Annotated in this window: 16 protein-coding genes and 8 pseudogenes; 19 read left to right on the forward strand and 5 right to left on the reverse strand. The window is 67.2% G+C overall.

Features of this window, described 5'->3' with window-relative positions; genetic code table 11:
- The first annotated feature begins 188 nt into the window (after positions 1-188).
- The 6 genes and pseudogenes from AD428_RS01240 (at position 189) to AD428_RS01265 (ending at position 4,037) form a co-directional block, all read left to right on the forward strand.
- Positions 189-877, forward strand: a pseudogene (locus AD428_RS01240) (3-oxoacid CoA-transferase subunit A).
- Positions 874-1,518, forward strand: coding sequence for a 3-oxoacid CoA-transferase subunit B (locus tag AD428_RS01245; RefSeq protein WP_053243850.1), 645 nt, complete (start codon positions 874-876; stop codon positions 1,516-1,518). Before AD428_RS01240 ends, AD428_RS01245 begins: the two are co-directional and overlap by 4 nt.
- Before the next feature lie 58 nt (positions 1,519-1,576).
- Positions 1,577-1,852, forward strand: coding sequence for a muconolactone Delta-isomerase (catC, locus tag AD428_RS01250; RefSeq protein ID WP_053243851.1), 276 nt, complete (start codon positions 1,577-1,579; stop codon positions 1,850-1,852).
- 17 nt (positions 1,853-1,869) lie between these two features.
- Positions 1,870-2,166 (forward strand): YciI family protein, encoded by a 297-nt coding sequence (locus AD428_RS01255; protein ID WP_053243852.1) that lies wholly within the window; start codon positions 1,870-1,872, stop codon positions 2,164-2,166.
- Positions 2,167-2,212: 46 nt separating this feature from the next.
- A complete protein-coding gene (pcaD, locus tag AD428_RS01260; protein WP_053243853.1) occupies positions 2,213-2,992 on the forward strand; it encodes a 3-oxoadipate enol-lactonase in 780 nt (259 codons plus the stop codon).
- A 4-nt stretch (positions 2,993-2,996) separates the two neighbouring features.
- Entirely contained in the window at positions 2,997-4,037 is a 1,041-nt protein-coding gene (locus AD428_RS01265) for a cyclase family protein (protein ID WP_053243854.1), read from the forward strand.
- Positions 4,038-4,093: 56 nt separating this feature from the next.
- Here the strand turns inward: AD428_RS01265 and AD428_RS01270 are convergent.
- Positions 4,094-4,416: pseudogene (locus AD428_RS01270) on the reverse strand (PsiF family protein).
- A 259-nt stretch (positions 4,417-4,675) separates the two neighbouring features.
- Between AD428_RS01270 and AD428_RS01275 the strand changes: the two are divergent.
- Entirely contained in the window at positions 4,676-5,014 is a 339-nt protein-coding gene (locus AD428_RS01275; RefSeq protein WP_053243855.1) for an FxLYD domain-containing protein, read from the forward strand.
- Positions 5,015-5,197: 183 nt separating this feature from the next.
- A complete protein-coding gene (locus AD428_RS01280; RefSeq protein ID WP_053243856.1) occupies positions 5,198-5,848 on the forward strand; it encodes a carbonic anhydrase in 651 nt (216 codons plus the stop codon).
- Between the two features lie 13 nt (positions 5,849-5,861).
- Here the strand turns inward: AD428_RS01280 and AD428_RS01285 are convergent, their stop codons facing one another.
- Positions 5,862-6,569 carry a GntR family transcriptional regulator gene (locus AD428_RS01285; RefSeq protein ID WP_235488761.1) on the reverse strand — a complete coding sequence of 236 codons (708 nt, stop codon included), beginning with the start codon at positions 6,567-6,569 and terminating at the stop codon, positions 5,862-5,864.
- Positions 6,570-6,731: 162 nt separating this feature from the next.
- Here AD428_RS01285 and AD428_RS01290 point away from each other — a divergent pair.
- From AD428_RS01290 to AD428_RS26645, 11 genes and pseudogenes are all read left to right on the forward strand, one after another.
- Positions 6,732-7,516, forward strand: a pseudogene (locus tag AD428_RS01290) (SDR family NAD(P)-dependent oxidoreductase).
- 67 nt (positions 7,517-7,583) lie between these two features.
- Positions 7,584-8,789 (forward strand): ABC transporter substrate-binding protein, encoded by a 1,206-nt coding sequence (locus AD428_RS01295; RefSeq protein WP_053243857.1) that lies wholly within the window; start codon positions 7,584-7,586, stop codon positions 8,787-8,789.
- 35 nt (positions 8,790-8,824) lie between these two features.
- Positions 8,825-9,727 (forward strand): branched-chain amino acid ABC transporter permease, encoded by a 903-nt coding sequence (locus AD428_RS01300; RefSeq protein ID WP_053243858.1) that lies wholly within the window; start codon positions 8,825-8,827, stop codon positions 9,725-9,727.
- Complete coding sequence (locus AD428_RS01305) at positions 9,724-10,698, forward strand: branched-chain amino acid ABC transporter permease (protein WP_053243859.1); 975 nt, start codon at positions 9,724-9,726, stop codon at positions 10,696-10,698. Before AD428_RS01300 ends, AD428_RS01305 begins: the two co-directional genes overlap by 4 nt.
- Before the next feature lie 25 nt (positions 10,699-10,723).
- Positions 10,724-11,522, forward strand: a pseudogene (locus tag AD428_RS01310) (ABC transporter ATP-binding protein).
- Positions 11,515-12,235 (forward strand): annotated as a pseudogene (locus AD428_RS01315) (ABC transporter ATP-binding protein). The pseudogenes AD428_RS01310 and AD428_RS01315 overlap by 8 nt, the downstream one beginning before the upstream one ends.
- Before the next feature lie 36 nt (positions 12,236-12,271).
- Positions 12,272-12,421, forward strand: a pseudogene (locus tag AD428_RS24165) (hypothetical protein); the annotation flags it as partial.
- Positions 12,421-12,939, forward strand: a pseudogene (locus AD428_RS01320) (helix-turn-helix domain-containing protein); the annotation flags it as partial. The pseudogenes AD428_RS24165 and AD428_RS01320, both read left to right, overlap by 1 nt.
- 2 nt (positions 12,940-12,941) lie before the next feature.
- Entirely contained in the window at positions 12,942-14,051 is a 1,110-nt protein-coding gene (gene dnaN / locus AD428_RS01325) for a DNA polymerase III subunit beta (RefSeq protein WP_053243875.1), read from the forward strand.
- A gap of 95 nt (positions 14,052-14,146) precedes the next feature.
- Complete coding sequence (gyrB, locus tag AD428_RS01330; RefSeq protein WP_053243860.1) at positions 14,147-16,594, forward strand: DNA topoisomerase (ATP-hydrolyzing) subunit B; 2,448 nt, start codon at positions 14,147-14,149, stop codon at positions 16,592-16,594.
- Between the two features lie 26 nt (positions 16,595-16,620).
- The gene (locus AD428_RS26645; protein WP_053245966.1) at positions 16,621-17,049 is read left to right on the forward strand and encodes a hypothetical protein; all 429 of its coding nucleotides are present in this window, start codon (positions 16,621-16,623) and stop codon (positions 17,047-17,049) included.
- 269 nt (positions 17,050-17,318) lie between these two features.
- On the opposite strand, the gene lptB is transcribed toward AD428_RS26645, so the two are convergent.
- The 3 genes and pseudogenes from lptB to lptC form a co-directional block, all read right to left on the reverse strand.
- Complete coding sequence (lptB, locus tag AD428_RS01335) at positions 17,319-18,113, reverse strand: LPS export ABC transporter ATP-binding protein (RefSeq protein ID WP_053243861.1); 795 nt, start codon at positions 18,111-18,113, stop codon at positions 17,319-17,321.
- A gap of 32 nt (positions 18,114-18,145) precedes the next feature.
- Complete coding sequence (lptA, locus tag AD428_RS01340; RefSeq protein WP_053243862.1) at positions 18,146-18,799, reverse strand: lipopolysaccharide transport periplasmic protein LptA; 654 nt, start codon at positions 18,797-18,799, stop codon at positions 18,146-18,148.
- Positions 18,796-19,426, reverse strand: a pseudogene (gene lptC / locus AD428_RS01345) (LPS export ABC transporter periplasmic protein LptC). Before lptC ends, lptA begins: the two are co-directional and overlap by 4 nt.
- Positions 19,427-19,437 lie beyond the last annotated feature (11 nt).

Below are 19,437 nucleotides of genomic sequence, written 5' to 3' on the forward strand. Positions count from 1 at the left end.
GTGCGCAAAACAGAGGAAACACGCCCGTCTATCGCGGGCTGGGGACTGCAGGCGGGCAACCGCCAAACCGTGGACGATCGGGGAAGCCGGCGATTGACGCTCCCTGCTCGCCATGAAACGATGTTCTTCAGAAGAACGGAAGTTCTAAAGAAGAACAAATTATGACACGCCACCTATGAGCGAACACCATGATTTCTAAGCTTGTTGCAAGTGCGGCCGCCGCCCTGGCCGACGTGCCCGACGGCGCCACCGTCATGATCGGCGGGTTCGGCACGGCGGGCCAGCCCATGGAACTGATCGACGCCCTGCTCGAACAGGGCGCCAAGGATCTCACCATTATCAACAACAACGCCGGCAACGGCACCACCGGCCTGGCCGCCCTGCTGGGCGCCAACCGCGTGCGCAAGATCATCTGCTCTTTCCCGCGCCAGGTGGATTCGCAGATTTTCGACGGCCTGTACCGCAGCGGCAAGATCGAGCTCGAACTGGTGCCGCAGGGCAACCTGGCCGAGCGCATCCGCGCCGCCGGCGCCGGCATCGGCGCGTTCTACACGCCCACCGGCTACGGCACGCCGCTGGCCGAGGGCAAGGAAGTGCGCGAAATCAACGGCCGCCACTACGTGCTGGAGTATCCCCTGCACGCCGACTACGCGCTGATCAAGGCGGAGCGCGGCGACCGCTGGGGCAACCTGGTCTACCGCAAGACGGCCCGCAACTTCGGCCCCATCATGCCAGCGCCGCGCGCGTGGCCGTGGCGCAGGTGCGCGAGGTGGTGGAACTGGGCGAGCTGGATCCCGAAAACGTGGTCACGCCCGGCATTTTCGTGCAACGCGTGGTGCAGATCGGCGCCACCCCGGCCGCCAAGGAGCAGCAATGAGCAACAAACTGACCCGCGACGAAATCGCCGCCCGCGTCGCCCAGGACATTCCCGAAGGCGCCTACGTGAACCTGGGCATCGGCCTGCCCACGCTGGTGGCCAACCACCTGCCGGCCGGCCGCGAAGTCATCCTGCACACCGAGAACGGCATGCTGGGCATGGGCCCCGCCCCCGCCAAGGGGCAGGAAGACTATGACCTCATCAACGCCGGCAAGCAGCCCGTGACCGAACTGCCGGGCTGCTCGTTCTTCCACCACGCCGACTCCTTCGCCATGATGCGCGGCGGCCATCTGGACATCTGCGTGCTGGGCGCCTTCCAGGTTTCGCAGCACGGCGATCTGGCCAACTGGCACACCGGCGCGCCCGACGCCATCCCGGCCGTGGGCGGCGCCATGGACCTGGCCATCGGCGCGAAATCGGTGTTCGTGATGATGGAGCTGCTCACCCGCGACGGCCAGAGCAAGCTGGTCCAGACCTGCTCCTATCCCCTCACCGGCGTGCGCTGCGTCTCGCGCGTGTACACCGACGTGGCGGTGTTCGACATCCGCGCCGACGGCGTCACCGTCATCGACATGTTCGGCGACATGACCGCCGACGAGCTGCTTCGCCTGACCGGCCTGCCGCTCAAATTCTCCAACTGACCGCACCATCCCTCGCCCCGCCCGCCGCGGGGCGCTTCTTTCACAGGAGACGACCCTCATGCTGTTCATGGTCCAAATGCAAGTGAATCTTCCGCCCGACATGCCCGCCGAGCGGGCCGACAAGCTCAAGGCCGACGAAAAGGCCCTGGCGCAGAAACTGCAGCGCGACGGCAAGTGGAAGAACCTCTGGCGCGTAGCCGGCCGCTACGCCAACGTGAGCATCTTCGACGTGGAAAGCAACGACGAGCTGCATACGCTGCTGTCCTCGCTGCCGCTCTTCCCCTACATGGATATCCAGGTCACCGCGCTGGCGCGCCACCCCTCCGCCCTCTGACCGCACAGGAGCCCCGCATGCCGTACATCATCGAAACCTTCGACAAGCCCGGCCACCAGGACGTCCGCCAGCGGCACCGCGCGGAGCACCTGGCGTTCCTGGAAGCCAACAAGCAGTTGTTGCTGGCTTGCGGGGCCAAGCTGCGCGACGACGGCAAGGACGCCGGCGGCGGCCTGTACGTCGTGGACCTCGACACGCGCGAGGCGGCGCAGCAGTTCATCGACGCCGACCCGTTCTCCAAGGCCGGGCTCTTCGAGCGCGTCAGCATCACGCGCTGGCGCAAGGCCTACGTGGACGGCGCCTGCTATCTGTAATCCCGGGGCGGCCGGCTGGCCGCCCCATCCGCATCAGGAATTCCCCATGTCTTACGCCGATCTCAGCCAGGCCAGGCTGTATTACGTTATCGATGGCCCCGCCGACGCGCCGGCGCTCGTGCTCTCCAATTCGCTGGGCACCTGCGCCGACATGTGGGCGCGCCAGGTTCCCGAACTGAGCAAGCATTTCCGCGTGCTGCGCTACGACACGCGCGGCCACGGCAAGTCTTCGGCGCCCGCCGGCGAATACACCTTCGCCCAGCTCGGCAACGACGTGGCGGAACTGCTCGCACACCTGGGCATCGCGCGCGCGCACTTCTGCGGCCTGTCCATGGGCGGCCCCACCGGCATGTGGCTGGCCCTGGAGCGCCCCGAGCTGATCGACAGGCTCGTCCTGTGCAACACCGCCGCCCGCATCGGCACGGCCGAAGGCTGGAGCGCGCGCATCGCCGCCGTCGGCGAGCAGACGCTCGAGAAAATGGCGCCCACGCTGGTGGAGCGCTGGCTCACCGACGGCTACCGCGCCGCCGAGCCGGGCCTGACCCAAGTCCTGGTCGACATGCTGCGCCGCACGCCCGACGCCGGCTACCAGGGCAACTGCGCCGCTCTGCGCGACGCCGACCTGCGCGACCGCGTGAGCGGCATCCAGGCGCCCACTCTGGTCATCTCCGGCACCCACGACCTGGCCGCCACGCCCGCCCAGGGCCGCGAACTGGCCGAGGCCATTCCCGGCGCCCGCTACGTGGAGCTGGACGTCTCCCACATTTCCAATTGGGAACAGCCCGAGGCGTTCACCCGCGAAGTGCTGGGCTTCCTGACGGAGTAACGCCATGCAGCGCTGGAAACACCGCCCCGAGGGCTCCAACTGGGGCGACTTCGGCCCCGACGACCAGCTCGGCCGGCTCAACCTCATTACCGAGGAGCAGGTGCTCAAGGGCGCCCGCGAGATCCGCGCCGGCAAGACTTTCTGCCTGTCGCTGCCCCTGGACCTGCCGGGCGGCAACGTGCTCAACCCGCGCCGCCATCCGCCGCAGCTCAGTCCGACGCGGCTGCAGGACACGCCCTATCTGAACTTCCCCCTGCGCAACGTCAACCCCGATGCGGTGGACGTGCTCAGCGACGACCAGGTGCTGCTGTCCATGCAGTACTCGACCCAATGGGACGCGCTGGCCCACGTGGGCGCCCTGTTCGACGCCGACGGCGACGGCCGCGCCGAGCTGCGCTACTACAACGGCTATCAGGCCGGCGTGGATATCGTGGGGCCGGCCGACGCCGAACACGCCGGCTGCGGCTGCGGCAGCGGCGGCGCGTCGGCCGCGCTGAAGCTGGGGGTGGAAAACCTGGCGCAAAAAGGCATGCAGGGCCGCGCCGTGCTGGTGGACCTGCTGCGCCATTACGGCGAGGGCCGCACGCTGGTGGGCAAGGCCGAACTCGCCCGCGCCATGGAAGCGGACGGCATCGAGGTGGAGCCCGGCGACATGCTGGTGCTGCGCACCGGCTACGCCGAGGCCGTGGTCGCCATGAACGGCAAGCCCGACGCCGAGACGCTGCACCATTACGGCGCCGCCCTGGACGGCACCGACGAGGCCCTGCTGCAGTGGATCACCGACAGCGGCATCGCCGCGATCTGCGCCGACAACTATGCGGTCGAGGCGTACCCCGCCCGCGAGAAGACCGGCCAGCGCCCCATGCTGCCGCTGCACCACCACTGCCTGTTCAAGCTCGGCCTGCCGCTGGCCGAGCTCTGGTACCTGAAGGACCTGGCCGAATGGCTGCACGCCAACGGCCGCCATCGCTTCATGCTGACCGCGCCGCCGCTGCGCCTGCCGCACGCGATCGGGTCGCCGGTGACGCCCATCGCCACCGTCTGACGGCGCGCCCTCGTCCGTCTGGCGCGCAGACGAGGAGGCGCACGCGGGCCGGACGTTCAGCCCTTCAGGCAGGTGCTCATGAAAGTCTTGCGCTTGTCGCCCGTGAGCTTTTGCTCGCCAGCCTTGGCGTTGCAGTCCTTCATTTTCTGCTGCTGGGGCGTGAGGGACTTGGCGGGCGCCTCGCCCTTCAGGCAACTGCTCATGAAAGTCTTGCGGTCGTCGCCCTTCTTGCCCTCGGCCGCCTTGTTGCACTCCGTCATGCGCTGCTGCTGCGCGGTGGGCGCCTTGGCGGGTTGGGCGGCGTCTGCGCCAGCGCTGCGCCGCCGAATCCCACGGAAAGCGCGAAAGCCAGAGCCAGCTTGCGATTGCAGGAAAGCATGGGGTTTCTCCCTTGAACGCGCCCGCCCGCGCCGCACGGCCGGGCATAGGCTGGATCGATGCGCCGGCCTCTTGCCGGCGTAACGATCATCTGACAATCGGCAACGCCGCGCAAGCGGCGAAAGGCCAGGAATTGCAAGGACTTGCAGCCGGCTGCATTCAGCTCGCAGACAGTTGCGTGCCGGCCCGTTGCGGCCGGGCGCGGATTCGGGTGAGATAGGCGGCAACGCGGCCGCCGCGCCGCCCCCCGGGAGATCCCCATGAGAACCGCCATGGCCGTCCTGGCGCTGCTGGCCGCGCTCGCCGGCCCTCTCCACGCGCAAAGCCTGGCCTACGGCGTCACGCTGGGCAACCTGCAGGCCGTGCGCGACGCCTCCCGCAACGAATCCGTCATCACGGCGGTGCTGGCCAACCAGAGCGGCCGCGACATCCGCAACGTGCGGGTGACGCTGGTGCTGTACGACGCCGCCGGCCGCGAGGTCGGCCGCGTGCACGAAGACCGACTCGGGCCGATGGCCGACGGCGAAATCAAGCAGCTCAAGGCCGTGACGCCGCTGGAATTCTCCCGCGTCACCGCCCTGGACGTGCAGGCCGATTGAGGCCCCGCGGGCGGGCCAAAACCCTGACGCATGCAGGGTTTAGCGGGGGGTGCGGCAGGGCAAGTGTGGGAAAATTCTGATCAGTCGACGCGATCAACCGGGGGCTTCCACAGAAGCCCCTTGTTGTATCCGCCGTCCGCACGCCCGCCATCCGAGACGGGCCCCGATATAGGAAGGCACATCATGTTCCCCAAAAGACTCTCAGAAGGCTATCAATCGTTCCTGGAAGGCCGCTTTCCTTCCGAACGCAGCCGCTACGAAAAACTCGCCGAGTCCGGCCAGAGCCCCGAAATCCTCATCATCGGCTGCTGCGATTCGCGCGTGTCGCCCGAGGTGATCTTCGACGCGGGCCCGGGCGAGATGTTCGTGGTGCGCAACGTGGCCAACCTGGTTCCGCCCTGCGACCCGGATTCCGAGTCCTCCTATCACGGCACCAGCGCGGCCATCGAGTTCGCGGTCAATGCGCTGAACGTCAAGCACATCGTCGTGCTGGGCCACGCCTCCTGTGGCGGCATCCGCGCCTTCTACGACGACGCCAAGCCCCTCACCAAGATCGACTTCATCGGCAAGTGGATGTCGCAGATCGCGCCCGTGGCCGAGCGCCTGGGCCCCGGCACCGGCGACCGCAACGCCAACATCAAGCGCCTGGAGCTCGCCGTCATCGAGCACAGCCTGCAAAACCTCATGACCTTCCCCGCCATCCGCCGCCGCGTGGAGAAAGGCGAGCTGGAACTGCACGGCACCTACTTCGGCGTCGCCACCGGCGTGCTGTTCCTGCGCGATCCCAAGACCGGCGAATTCCACCCCTGCCTGGAAACCGGCGCCCCCGCCTGAGGCGGACAGGCCGTCAGGGCCTGGCCTGCTGCGCGGCTCCCCGCGCCAGCCGTTCATAGTTGTTCTTGAGGATGATGCCGGCGTAGTACACGTGCTCGCGCATCAGATCCTCCGCGCGCGCGCCATCGCGCGCGACGATGGCGTCCACGATGCGGTGGTGGTCGTCGTGCGAACGCAGGATGATGCCGTGGTCGTCCCACAGGATGATGCGGTCCGAGGCATACGGAATGGCCTGCGCCTGCGCGGCGAAACGCTGCACCCAGGGATTGCCGGCCGCTTCCAGGATGCGGTTGTGCAGCGTGATGTTCACCCGCTGGTACGGCAGGTGGTCTTCCGGCAGCAGCACGCCCTTGCCCAGGATGCGGTCGCCCTCGTCCAGGCAGTTGCGCAGCACCGCCACCGTATCGTGCGTCAGGCCCCGCAGCGCGGCCTGGCGGCAGGCCAGCCCTTCCAGCACGGCCCTCACCTCGTATGCCGCCACGATCTCGCCCAGGTCGTAGGCCCGCACCGTGTAGCCGCGCTTGGGCAGGTGGTCGAGCAGCCCTTCATTGCCCAGCGTGGCCAGCGCCGCCCTCACGGGGGTGCGCGACACGCCCAGCATCTCCGCCAGCGGGATCTCTTCCAGCCGCGAGCCGGGGCTGAATTTCCCGTGCAGCACCCAGTCGCGCAAAGTGTCGGTAACGTGTTGCGATAGCGTGTCCATGGGCATCATTGTATACATGATGAATCCATGAGCAACGAAACCGGAACTGTCACTCCGGAAAAAGGCTGATAAATCCACTTGTCGCGGGTAAACCCGGATATCTCCTCATCATCCATGTATACATAATCGTCGAAAAATAGCGATGCCCGACCGAAAAACGCGGGCAGCGGAGGAGACGAGATGGTCAATGTATCCAAGGATGCGGCCGGGACGCGGCTGGCCCTGGTCACGGGCGGCGGGGGCGGCATCGGCGCCGCCGTTTGCCGGGAGCTGGCGCAGTCCGGCTACCGCGTCGTGGTTTCCGACCTGGACGCGCACCGCGCGGCCGCCGTGGCGGCCGGGCTGGGCGCGCCGCATGCCGCCCACGCCTTCGACGTAAGCGACGAAGCGGCCGTGGAGAACGCCTTCGACGATATCGAGCGCCGCCACGGGCCGGTTGCCGTCCTGGTCAGCGCGGCCGGCCTGCTGCTGTTCCAGGCCGACGGCGAACGCCCGCTCATCAAGAACACCACGCTCGACATCTGGGAGCGCAGCTTCGCCGTGAACGCGCGCGGCGTGTTCCTGTGCGGCCGGGCCTACCTGCGCCGCCGCGAGGCGCGGCCCCTGGTCCACGGCCGCGTCGTCACCTTCACGTCCGTGGCCGCCCAGCTGGGCGGCTACCGCTCCAGCGCTTCCTATATCGCGGCCAAGTCGGCCGTGCTGGGCCTGACCAAAGCCATGGCGCGCGAGTCCGCGCACCTCGGCATCACGGTCAACGGGGTCGCGCGCGGCCTCATCGACACGACATGCTGAGCAGCACCGTCACCAGCAGCGGCGCGCTGGAGGCCGCGGCGCGGGCCATCCCCCTGGGCCGCATCGGCGCGGCGCAGGACGTGGCGGCGGCGGTGCGCTTCCTGGCTTCCGAAGAGGCCGGGTACATCACCGGCAGCATCATCGACGTCAACGGCGGCTACCGCATGCAGTAACGGCGCGGCCCTTCATACGAGACAAGCGCCACGGACGAGGGCGCACATCCATCACGGGAGACAGACCATGAAGCATTTCCGCCGCCATGCGGCCGCCGTGCTTTGCGCCCTGGCGTTCGGCGCCCAGGCGCAGAACGAGCCGGGCATCACCGGCAAGACCATCAGGATCGGCCTGTTCGCGCCGCTTTCTGGCAGCGGCATGGCCTACGGGTTCGACGTGCTGAACGCCGCCAGAATGTGGTACGACAAGGTCAACCGCGAAGGCGGCGTCAACGGGCGCCGCATCGAGCTGGTCATCGAAGACGACCGCTGCAACGCCAACGACCTGGTGGCCGCCGTGAAGAAGCTCGCCGAACAGGACAAGGTGTTCCTGCTCAACGGCGGTTCGTGCTCGGCCGCGGTGGTGGCCGCGCGCGAATACGTGGAACGCGAGAAAGTGCCGCTCGTCATGCTCAACGCCTCCGGCGACGGCGCGCTGTACCCGCCGTCCCCATACATCTACGGCGCATTCTCGATCTCGCAGCACGCCGTGGGCGGCTCCATGGTGCAGTTCGCCGCCGAACGCCTCAAGGCGAAGAAAATCGGCTACATCAACCACGACGACGCCTACGGCGGCTGGAACCTGGAGGCGGCGCGCGCCCAGGCCGCCCACCTTGGCGGCGTGGACCTGCAGGTGCAATCGGTGAACCCCAACATCACCGACGTCACCGCCCCCATGCTCAAGATACGCGCCGCCAACCCCGACGTGCTGCTGCTCACGACCTACGCGCGTCCCGCCGCGCTCATCATCAAGAAGGCGCACGAACTGGGCTGGAGCAAGCCCATCGTGCTGGCCGTCAACGGCACGGCCGACCTCAAGCAGCTCGTGGAAAACGTGGGCGCCAAGGACGCCTTCAAGAACGTGTACATCCAGGACGTGCTGGCCGACCTGCCGGGCAGCCCCAAGCTGCGCTGGGTGTACGACATGTATCGCGAGGCGTATCCGGACCTCGCCGCCAAGCCCGGCCATCCGCAGACCTACATGCCCTACGGCATCCCGCCGGCCATGGCGGTGGTCAACGCGCTCAGGGCCGCCGGCCCCGAGCCCACCCGCGCGAAGGTGCTCCAGGCCCTGGAATCCATGAAATTCGACTCGGGCGTCATGGCCGGCCCCATCGAGTTCGGCCCCCGGGACCGGGCCGCGCAGGAAGCCGCCATCTACATCAAATTCGACGGCACGAACATGACCCTGGTGCCCGGCGCGTTCAAGAGCGTCTGGCAATACAAGCAATAGCGCCGCCGCGCGCAACGGGCCGGCCGGAGAACATCATGAGCCTTGCCGAAATCTGGTTGTTCCTGCAGCAGGGGGTGCTGTCGGGCATGGTGACGGGCAGCGTGTATGCGCTGCTGGCGATCGCCGTGGTCATCATCTTCAAGACCACCGACGTGCCCAACTTCGCCCAGGGGGAGATCTTCATGCTGGGCGGCTACGTCGCGCTCTTTCTCACGCTGGTGCTGGGATGGCCCTATCTTGCCGTCATCCCCGTCACGCTGGCGCTGGTGGCCGCCGTGTCGGGCCTGTTCCAGCGCATCGTCATGGAGCGCGTCCTCGCCTCGCGCGGCGTGGGCGTGCAGCTCGTCATCGCCACCCTGGGCCTGGCCTACGCGCTAAAGGGGCTGGTGCGCCAGACCGGGCTGGGCGACACCCCGCGCTCGCTGCCGCCCCTGGCCCCGACCGACGCCGTCGTCATCGGCGACGCCGTTCTCACCCGCCTGGACCTGGTGATCTTCGCGGTGGCCGTGGGCGCGATGCTGCTGCTGTGGCTCATGTTCGCCCATACCCGCGTGGGCAAGGCCATGCGCGCGGTGGGCATGAATCCCAAGGCGGCCCGCCTGGCGGGCGTGAACCTGGCGCGGATCCGCGCCCTGGTGTGGAGCCTGTCGGGACTGATCTCGGCCGTGGCCGCGCTGCTCATCACGCCCAAGATCCTGATCACGCCGGACATCGGCCATATCGCGATTCTCGCGTATGCCGCGGCCATCGTGGGCGGCATCAGCAGCCTGCCGGGCGCGGTGGCGGGCGGCTTCGTGATCGGCGTGGCCGAGAACCTGGTGGGCCTGTTCATTTCGACCAACGCCATCGTGGTGGCGCCGTTCGTCGCCATCATGGTGGTGCTGCTGTTGCGCCCGCAGGGGCTGCTGGGCGGCAGGCTGCAGGTGAAGAAAGTATGACCAAGCCCATCGACCGCATCCTGCTGGCGTTCCTGGCGGCGGGGCTGGCCGCGCTGCCTTTCGTGGGCACCGGCTACGTCATCTACGTGGCGAACCTGCTGCTGGTATTCGTGGTGCTGGCGCTGGGGCTGCACGTGGTCATCGGCGAAACCGGGCAGTTCGCCCTCTCGCACGCCGCGTTCTACGGCGTGGGCATCTACACCGCCGGCCTCATCAACAACGCCTGGCATCCGCCTTTCTTCCTGTCCATTGCCGCCGGCGGCCTGCTGGCGGCCGCGCTGGGCTATGTCATCGGCGCGCTGTCGCTGCGCATGCGCGACATCTATCTCGCCCTGTCCACCTTCGCCTTCGGCGAGGCGATGCAGTGGGTGTTCCTGAACTGGCAGTCCGTCACCAACGGCTCCAACGGCTACCGGCTCTCGCCCGCCTCGCTCTTCGGCTACGAGCTGGTGTCCGACATCCGGGCCTATCCGTTCGTGGCGCTGATCGCCGCCCTGCTGCTCTGGGCCACGGTAGCCCTGTCGCGCTCGCAGTTCGGGTCGGCCTTGCGCGCCGTGCGCGAAAGCGAGGTCGCCGCGCAGGCCATGGGCATCGACGTCAACGCCGTCAAGCGCGCCGCGTTCACGCTGTCGGCCGCCTACGCCGGCATCGCCGGCGGCATGTACACCACTTTCGCGTCTTTCATCCACCCCGAGAGCCTGGGCTTCCAGACCACCATCCTCATTCTCACCATGGTCGTGGTCGGCGGCATCGGTTCGGTGCGCGGCGCGGTCGCCGGCGCGCTGATCTTCGGCCTGATCTCCGAACTGCTGCGCCAGGCGCTCTCGTTCCAGGAAATCATCTACGGCGTGATTCTCATGGGCTTCATGATGTTCGCGCCCAAAGGGCTGTTCGCGGACCGGGCCCGCGCCAAGCGTCCGGCAGCCGGGCCGGCCGCGGCTCCGGCGCGCCGGCAGAGGAGAATTGCATGAACCCGCCGGAGCATGCCAGGAGCGGATACGGGAACACGCCGCGCGAAGAGCGCGCGCGGCGGGCGGCCATCCCTATCTCGACGTGCGCGGACTCACCGTGCGCTTCGGCGGCCTGACCGCCATCGACGGCCTGTCGCTGCAAGTGCGGCGGGGCGCCATCCACGCGCTGATCGGCCCGAACGGCGCGGGCAAGTCCACGACCTTCAACTGCATTTCGCGCTATTACCAGCCCAGCGGCGGCAGCATCTGGTTCGACGGCGCCGACATCACACGGTGCAAGCCCCACGAGATGGCGGCGCTGGGCATTGCGCGCACCTTCCAGAACCTGGAGCTGTTCGGCGCGCTCACGGTGCGCGAAAACGCGCTGCTGGGCGCCTACGCGCAGGGCGCGGCGGGGTGGCGGCGCGCGCTGCGCCCGGCGGGCGCCGAGCAGCGCGAGCGCGTTGAGCACCTGCTCGAGCGCATGGGCCTGGCCGACCACCTGGACACGCCCCGCCTGCAGCCTGGATTTCGGCCGCCAGAAGATGCTGGAGCTGGCGCGCGCGCTGGCCATCTCCCCGCGCCTGCTGCTGCTGGACGAGCCCGCGGCCGGCCTGCGCAATCGCGAAATCGAAGTGCTCGACCGGCTGCTCAAGGAGCTCTGCGCGAACGAAGGCATCACGGTGCTGCTGGTGGAACACGTCATGCAGCTGGTGATGTCCATTTCCGACCGCATTACCGTCATGTCCTTCGGCGAGAAGATCGCGGAAGGGTCGCCCGCCCAGGTGCGCCAAGACCCGCGCGTCATCGAGGCCTATCTGGGCAAGGGAGCCGCCGATGCCTGATGTCCTGCTTGAAATCGACGCCGTATCGGCCGCCTACGGCAACATCCAGGCCCTGCGGGACGTATCGCTCGCGGTGCCGGACGGCGCCATCGTGGCGCTGCTGGGCGCCAACGGCGCGGGCAAGTCCACCACCCTGAACGTCGTATCGCGCCTGGTGCCGCCCACGGCGGGCAGCGTGCGCCTGGCCGGCGAGCTCATCCACCGCCTGCCGGCCGACGCGGTCGTCGGCCGCGGCATCGTGCAGGTGCCGGAAGGGGCGCGAAATCTTCCGCGACATGAGCGTGCGCGAAAACCTGGAAATGGGCGCCTACCTGCGCGCCGACCGCGCGGCCGCCCGCGCGGACCTGGACAGCGTATGCGACCTTTTTCCGCGGCTGCGCGAACGCCTGGAACAGAAGGCCGCCACGCTGTCCGGCGGCGAACAGCAGATGCTGGCCACGGCGCGCGCCATGATGGCGCGCCCGCGCATGATCCTGCTCGACGAGCCGTCGATGGGGCTGTCCCCCATCGTCGTCGAGCAGATCTTCGACATCGTGCTGCGGCTGAACCGGGAACAAGGCATCACCATCCTGCTGGTGGAGCAGAACGTGAAGCTCGCGCTGTCCGTATCGAGTTACGCCTACATCCTGGAAAACGGCGAAATCGCCCTGGAGGGAGACTCCGGGGCGCTGGCCCGGGACGAAGGCGTGCGACGCGCCTATCTGGGCGCCTGACTTCGGGAACATGCCATGACTTTGCACCTGCAGGACTCCAGCTTCGGCGACGACCGCGTGCTCATCGAGCGCTACCTGCAGAAGCCGCGCCACATCGAAATCCAGGTGTTCGCGGACACGCACGGCAACTGCGTGTACCTGTTCGAGCGCGACTGCTCCGTACAGCGCCGCCACCAGAAGGTCATCCCGAACTCGAAATGCGGGTGGCGATCCTGTTGCGCAAGGCCGAATCCGAGGGCGTGCCCATGCCCGAGGAGGTGGCGTTCTTCATCGCCAAGCACCTGCGCAGCAACGTGCGCGAGCTGGAAGGCGCGCTGCGCAAGGTGCTCGCCTACGCGCGCTTCCACGGCCGCGACGTGCTGACGGTGGACGTCTGCAAGGAGGCCCTGAAAGACCTGCTGTCCGTGTCCAACGGCCAGATCACGGTAGAGAACATCCAGAAGACGGTCGCCGACTTCTACAAGATCAAGGTGGCCGACATGTACTCGAAACGCCGGCCCGCCAATATCGCATTGCCGCGCCAGGTCGCCATGTACCTGGCGAAGGAGCTGACCCAGAAAAGCCTGCCTGAAATCGGCGATCTCTTCGGCGGACGGGACCACACCACGGTGCTGCACGCCGTGCGCAAGATTTCCGATGCCCGCGCCAAGCAAGCGGAACTGAACCATACCCTGCACGTGTTGGAACAAACTCTAAAAGGATGAACATGCAACTCGTACAAACCACACGCGATGCATTGCTGAAACCGCTGTCGACTGTGGCGGGCATCGTCGAAAGACGCCATACCCTGCCCATCCTGGCGAACATCCTGATGCGCAAGGAAGGCAACAAGGTCGCGTTCATCGCAACCGACCTCGAGGTGCAGATCACCACGCATGCAGATTTCGGCGTGGGCGCGGAGAACGAGTCCACCACCGTGTCGGCGCGCAAGCTGCTCGACATCCTGAAGGCGCTGCCCGACACCGGCGACGTGAAGCTGGCGCTGGCCAGCAACAAGCTGTCCGTGCAGTCGGCCAAGAGCCGCTTCGCGCTGCAGACGCTGGCCGCCAGCGAGTTCCCCACCGTGGCCCAGCCCGAGCAATGGGACGTCTCGCTGACCATGCCGCAGCGCACCCTGCGCCACCTGTTCAACATGGTGCACTTCGCCATGGCCCAGCAGGACATCCGCTATTACCTGAACGGCATGCTGCTGGTGTTCGAACCCGGCCGCGTGCGCGCCGTGGCCACTGACGGCCATCGCCTGGCGCATTGCTCCACGGCGGCCGACGGCATCAGCGAACGCCACGAAGTCATCGTGCCGCGCAAGACGGTGCTCGAGATGCAGCGCCTGCTGGAGGACTCCGACGAGCCGGTTTCGATCGACGTGGCCCCGGGCCAGATCCGCTTCCGCTTCGGCGACGTGGAGCTCGTGTCCAAGCTGGTCGAGGGCAAGTTCCCCGATTTCACGCGCGTGATTCCCACCACGTACACCCGCCATTTCCTGGTGGGCCGCGAGGCCCTGCAGGGCAGCCTGCAGCGCGCCGCCATCCTGACCACCGACAAGTTCAAGGGCGTGCGCCTGCAGCTGGCGCAGAACCAGATGAAGATCTCCTCCTCCAACGCCGAGCAGGAAGAGGCCCAGGAAGAGATCGACATCGACTACGGCCACGAGCCGCTGGACGTGGGTTTCAACGTCGGCTACCTGCTCGACGTGCTGGCCAACGTCAAGGTGGACAACGTGAAGTGGTCGGTCATGCCCGATGCGAACGCGTCCGCGCTCATCACCCTGCCCGAAGACGACGAATTCAAATACGTCGTGATGCCCATGCGCATCTGATCCGCCGCAACGCGGATTTGCGCCGCTCGCGGACCTTTGCCGGCCGCGAGCGGTCCGGCCGCCAGGCCGCTCTTTAAAGCCTTATCGATATCCACATGTCAGATCAGCAGAACACCACTCCCGAGAACAACGGCTACGGCGCCGATTCGATCAAGATGCTCAAGGGGCTGGAGGCAGTACGCAAGCGCCCCGGCATGTACATCGGCGACACCTCCGACGGCACGGGTCTGCACCACATGGTGTTCGAGGTGGTGGACAACGCCATCGACGAGGCGCTGGCCGGCTACTGCGACGACATCGTCGTCACCATCCACACCGACAACTCCATTTCGGTGAGCGACAACGGCCGGGGCATTCCGACCGACATCCACAAGGATGACGAATTCCACCGCAGCGCCGCCGAAATCGTCATGACGGAGCTGCACGCGGGCGGCAAGTTCGACCAGAACTCGTACAAGGTGTCCGGCGGCCTGCACGGCGTGGGCGTGTCCTGCGTGAACGCGCTGTCGGAATGGCTGCGCCTGACCATCCGCCGCGACGGCAAGGTGCACCAGATGGAGTTCCGCCAGGGCGAGCGCGTGGCGCCCCTGACGGTCACGGGCACGACCGACAAGCGCGGCACCGAGGTGCGCTTCCTGGCCGACCCCATCATCTTCACCAATATCGAGTACCACTACGAGATATTGTCCAAGCGCCTGCGGGAACTGTCGTTCCTGAACAATGGCGTGAAGATCCGCCTGATCGACCAGCGCCAGGGCAAGGAAGAGAACTTCGCCTTCTCCGGCGGCGTGAAGGGCTTCGTGGAGTACATCAACCGCAGCAAGACCGTGCTGCACCCCAACGTGTTCGCGGTATCCACCGAATCGTCGGCCGGCGGCGTGCCGGTGGGCGTGGAAGTGGCCATGCAGTGGAACGACAGCTACAGCGAAAGCGTGCTGTGTTTCACCAACAACATTCCGCAGCGCGACGGCGGCACGCACCTGACGGGCCTGCGCGCGGCCATGACGCGCATCATCAACAAGTACATCGTCGACAACGAGCTGGCCAAGAAGGCCAAGGTCGAAACGTCCGGCGACGACATGCGCGAGGGCCTGGCCTGCGTGCTGTCGGTGAAGGTGCCCGAGCCCAAGTTCAGCAGCCAGACCAAGGACAAGCTGGTGTCCAGCGAAGTGCGTCCCGCGGTGGAAGAGGCCGTGGCCCGCACGCTGGAAACCTGGCTGCTCGAGCACCCGAACGACGCCAAGGCGCTGTGCGGCAAGATTATCGAAGCCGCGCGCGCGCGCGAAGCGGCGCGCAAGGCGCGCGAAATGACCCGCCGCAAGAGCGTGCTGGAGGGCGCCGGCCTGCCCGGCAAGCTGGCCGATTGCCAGGAAAAAGACCCCGCGCTGTGCGAGCTGTACATCGTGGAGGGCGACTCGGCGGGCGGCTCGGCCAAGCAGGGCCGCGACCGCAAGTTCCAGGCCGTGCTGCCGCTGCGCGGCAAGGTGCTCAACGTGGAGAAGGCGCGCTTCGACCGCCTCATCGCCAGCGAGCAGATCGCCACGCTGATCACGGCCCTGGGCACCAGCATCGGCCCGGACTTCAACATCGACAAGCTGCGCTATCACCGCCTCATCATCATGACCGACGCGGACGTGGACGGCGCGCACATCCGCACCCTGCTGCTCACGCTGCTGTACCGCCAGATGCCCGAGCTGGTGCAGCGCGGCTACGTCTATATCGCCCAGCCGCCGCTGTACAAGGTGAAGGTCGGCCGCGAGGAGCGCTACCTGAAGGACGACGCGGAAGAAGCGCAGTTCATGCTGCAGCTCTCGCTGAAGGAGGCCGAGATCATCTCGGGCGGCAACATCATCCGCGGCGAGGAGCTGGCCGAGCTGGCGCGCCAGTACGTGGCCGCCGACGGCGTCATCGGCCGCCTGTCGCGCGTGTTCGACGTGGCGGCCCTGTCGGCCATGGCCGAGGGCGTGGAGATCAACCTGGATTCCGAACAGGCCACGGCCGAATCCGCCGAACGCCTGAAGGCCGCCATGCGCGACCCGGTCTCGGGCAACGGCGTGGAAGTGGTGCCCGAGTTCGACCCCGTTACCGAAAGGCACCGCCTCTCGGTGCGGCGCATGCACCACGGCAACGTGCGCGTCAGCATCATCGACGCGGACTTCATCGGCGGCTCCGACTACGCCGTGCTGTCCAAGGCGGCCCAGAGCTTCTCGGGCAAGGTGTTGCCCGGCTCCATCGTCGCGCGCGGCGAGGGCGACAAGCGCAAGGAACAGACCGTGGCCGACTTCCGCGAAGCCATGGCCTGGCTGCGCAGCGAAGCCGAGCGCGGCATTTCCAAGCAGCGCTACAAGGGCCTGGGCGAAATGAACCCTGAGCAGCTCTGGGAAACCACCATGGACCCCAAGGTGCGCCGCCTGCTGCGCGTGCAGATCGAGGACGCCATCGCGGCCGACGAAGTCTTCACCACGCTCATGGGCGACGACGTCGAGCCGCGCCGCAACTTCATCGAGACGCACGCGCTGTCGGCGGGCAATATCGACGTGTAGGCCGCGGACCCTCCCATACCCGGTACGTGCGCTTCTCCGCCGCACGGGAGAAGGCTGCCTTCGGGCAGCCTTTTTGCCGCCTGGCGCGATGCGCCAGCCTGTGCCGGCAAGCCGGCCTTGCGCGGGCCGGGGTCGAGGCGGAGCAGGGCGTCCATGGCGCGGCGCGCGTCGGCGGCGCGGCAGGCTTTTTCTACCCAGGACGAGGCCGCGTCGAAGTCGCGCAGGAAAAGGTGGGCGGCGGACATGCCGGCCTGCATCCGGTACAGCTCGGGGTCGAGGGGGCTGAAGCGCATGGCGCGCGCGAAATGCTCGATGGCGGCCTCGGTGTCGCCGTGCCACAGCCGCAGGAAGGCGCCGAGGAACCATGCGGCCGCGAGATCGGGTTGAGCACCAGCGTTTTTTCCAGCAGGGCGATGCCGCCCGGGAGGTCGCCCGCCAGATGGGCCAGCGCGTGACCGGCCGGATGGCCGGGGTGACGTCGAGGTGACGACCGCAGATGCTCAGGTTCATAGCTTGCTCTCCTTTCTAAAGAGGAAAATGGGTGCGCAATGCGCGCGTTGAAGTCGTTAGGCGTTCTCCTTGGTTCAGTGATTCGGGTTGTGTAGTACTAGTGTATAGACTCGGGCCGATAAAACAAGCTGATCTGCCGCAAGTCCATGACACTTTTATGGATGATCCCGGGCCGTGACGAAGGGGGGCGGATGCCGCCTCGCGAGGGCGCGCGTTACATGCGGAAATGCTCGCCCAGGTAGACCCGGCGCACGGCGGGGTCGCCCACGATTTCATCCGGATGGCCGTCGGTGAGCACCTTGCCTTCGCTGATGATGTAGGCGCGGTCGCAGATGCCCAGGGTTTCACGCACGTTGTGGTCGGTGATGAGCACGCCGATGCCCCGTCCCTTGAGAAAGCGCACAATGCGCTGGATCTCGATCACGGCGATGGGGTCCACGCCGGCGAAGGGTTCGTCCAGCAGGATGAAGCGCGGGCTGGTGGCCAGCGCGCGCGCGATCTCCACGCGGCGGCGTTCGCCGCCCGACAGCGAAATGGCCGTATTGCTGCGGATATGGCCGATCTGCAGTTCTTCCAGCAGCAATTCGAGCTGTTCGTTGATCCGGGCCGTGGACAGGTTCTTGCCGTGCGCGTCGAACTGCAGTTCGAGCACGGCGCGGATATTCTGCTCCACCGTGAGGCGTCGGAACACCGAGGCGTCCTGGGGCAGGTACGACAGACCCATGCGCGCCCGCTTGTGGATGGGCATGGCCGTGATGTTGCCGTCGTCGATTTCGATGCGGCCGGCATCGGCGGGAACCAGCCCGACGATCATGTAGAAGCTGGTGGTCTTGCCCGCGCCGTTTGGCCCGAGCAATCCCACCACTTCGCCGCTGTTGACGGACAGGGACACATCCTGCACCACGGTGCGGCCGTTGTAGGTCTTGCGCAGTCCGGTGGCGCGCAGGCTGCCTTGTTTGACGCCCAGCGGCGCGGAGGTGACGGGAGACGGCACGGAGGGTTGGTTCATCGTGGCTGCAAATGGGGGTTGGGAAAGCGCGCTTAACGCCCCTTCTTGGTGGTGTTCTGGGTCGGCTGCTTGCCTTGCTGCTGCTTGGCGCGGCATTCGGCGACGAGGGCGTCCGACTTGGCGCGCGGCTCGGCCAGCGAGCGTACGCGGCCGCCGGCGGCCGCCGAATTGGGGCCGCCTTGCGCTTCGTAGGTGCCGCTTTTTTCGTTGTAGCGCACCCGCTCGCCGCGTATGGTGTCCAGCGGCTTGCCACAGACGTAGCGCACCACCACGGCCTGGCCGATCAGGTCGAACGTGCTCTTGGTGCCATCGTATTCGGCGCGCAGGCCCTTGCCCTCGATGAGTTCGAAATTCTCCGGACGCTCCTGGCGGATGGTGACGACCTTGCCCTTGTCGGCCGTCGCCGTGCCGTACTGGTTGCCGTCCTTGTCTTCGTGCATCTCGAGCGTGTCGGACGTCAGCGTCATGAGGCCGCGCGTCATGTGGACGTTTCCGGTGAAGATGCTCTGGCGCTTGACGTCGTCGTAGTGCAGCGTGTCCGACAGGATCAGCGTGCTCGGCTCCTCGGCCGGCGCGGCGGGCTTCTTGGCGTCCGCGGCGCAAGCGGGCGCGAGCGCCGCCGCCGTCAGCAGGGCGGCCGCCATCAGGCGCGCCGTCGGGGCGAGGACAATCCGGAGATCGGTCATGGTTTCTTCTGGTCAGTGTTGTGGGCGGGAATCTCGGTCTCGCGGCGCTTGCGGGTTTCGTCGCCCGAGATCTCCACGTCGGTGGAGGAGGAAACCTGCAGTTGGCGGGTCTTGTTGTTGTAGCGCATGCCGGTGCCGTTCATCCGCGAGCGGCCTTTCAGGACCTGGGCGGCAGGTCGGTGTAGACCAGGTCTTCGTCCGGCAGCAGGATGAGCTGCTGGCTGCGCACGTCCAGCACGTCGTTGTTGGCGTCGGGCTGGCGGTGCACGTGGGCGTCGCCGTTCATGACGATGCGCTTGCCGCCTTCTTCCATGACGCGGTCTTGGAGACCGCCACGGTGATGGGGCTGTCTTCGCGCTGGCCGACCGCGCGCGGCGTGGTGATGTGGTAGGAGTCGTCGTCCGGGAAATGTTCGGCGTAGACGCCTTCCAGGCGGTTGATGGGCTTGCCGGTGGGGTCGGTGCGCAGCATGACGAAATCGCGCGACCAGGCGTCGATTTCGTGGGTGATGCGGCGCGGCGGGTCGACCTGCACGGCGCGTTGGGCGTAATCGGCCGCCCACCAGCTGCACAGGACGAGCACCAGCAGCAGGAACAGCGCGATGAGGGAGGGCAGGCGGTCTTTCATGGGCAGGGGAA

It is taken from the genome of Achromobacter sp. DMS1, from assembly GCF_001270295.1.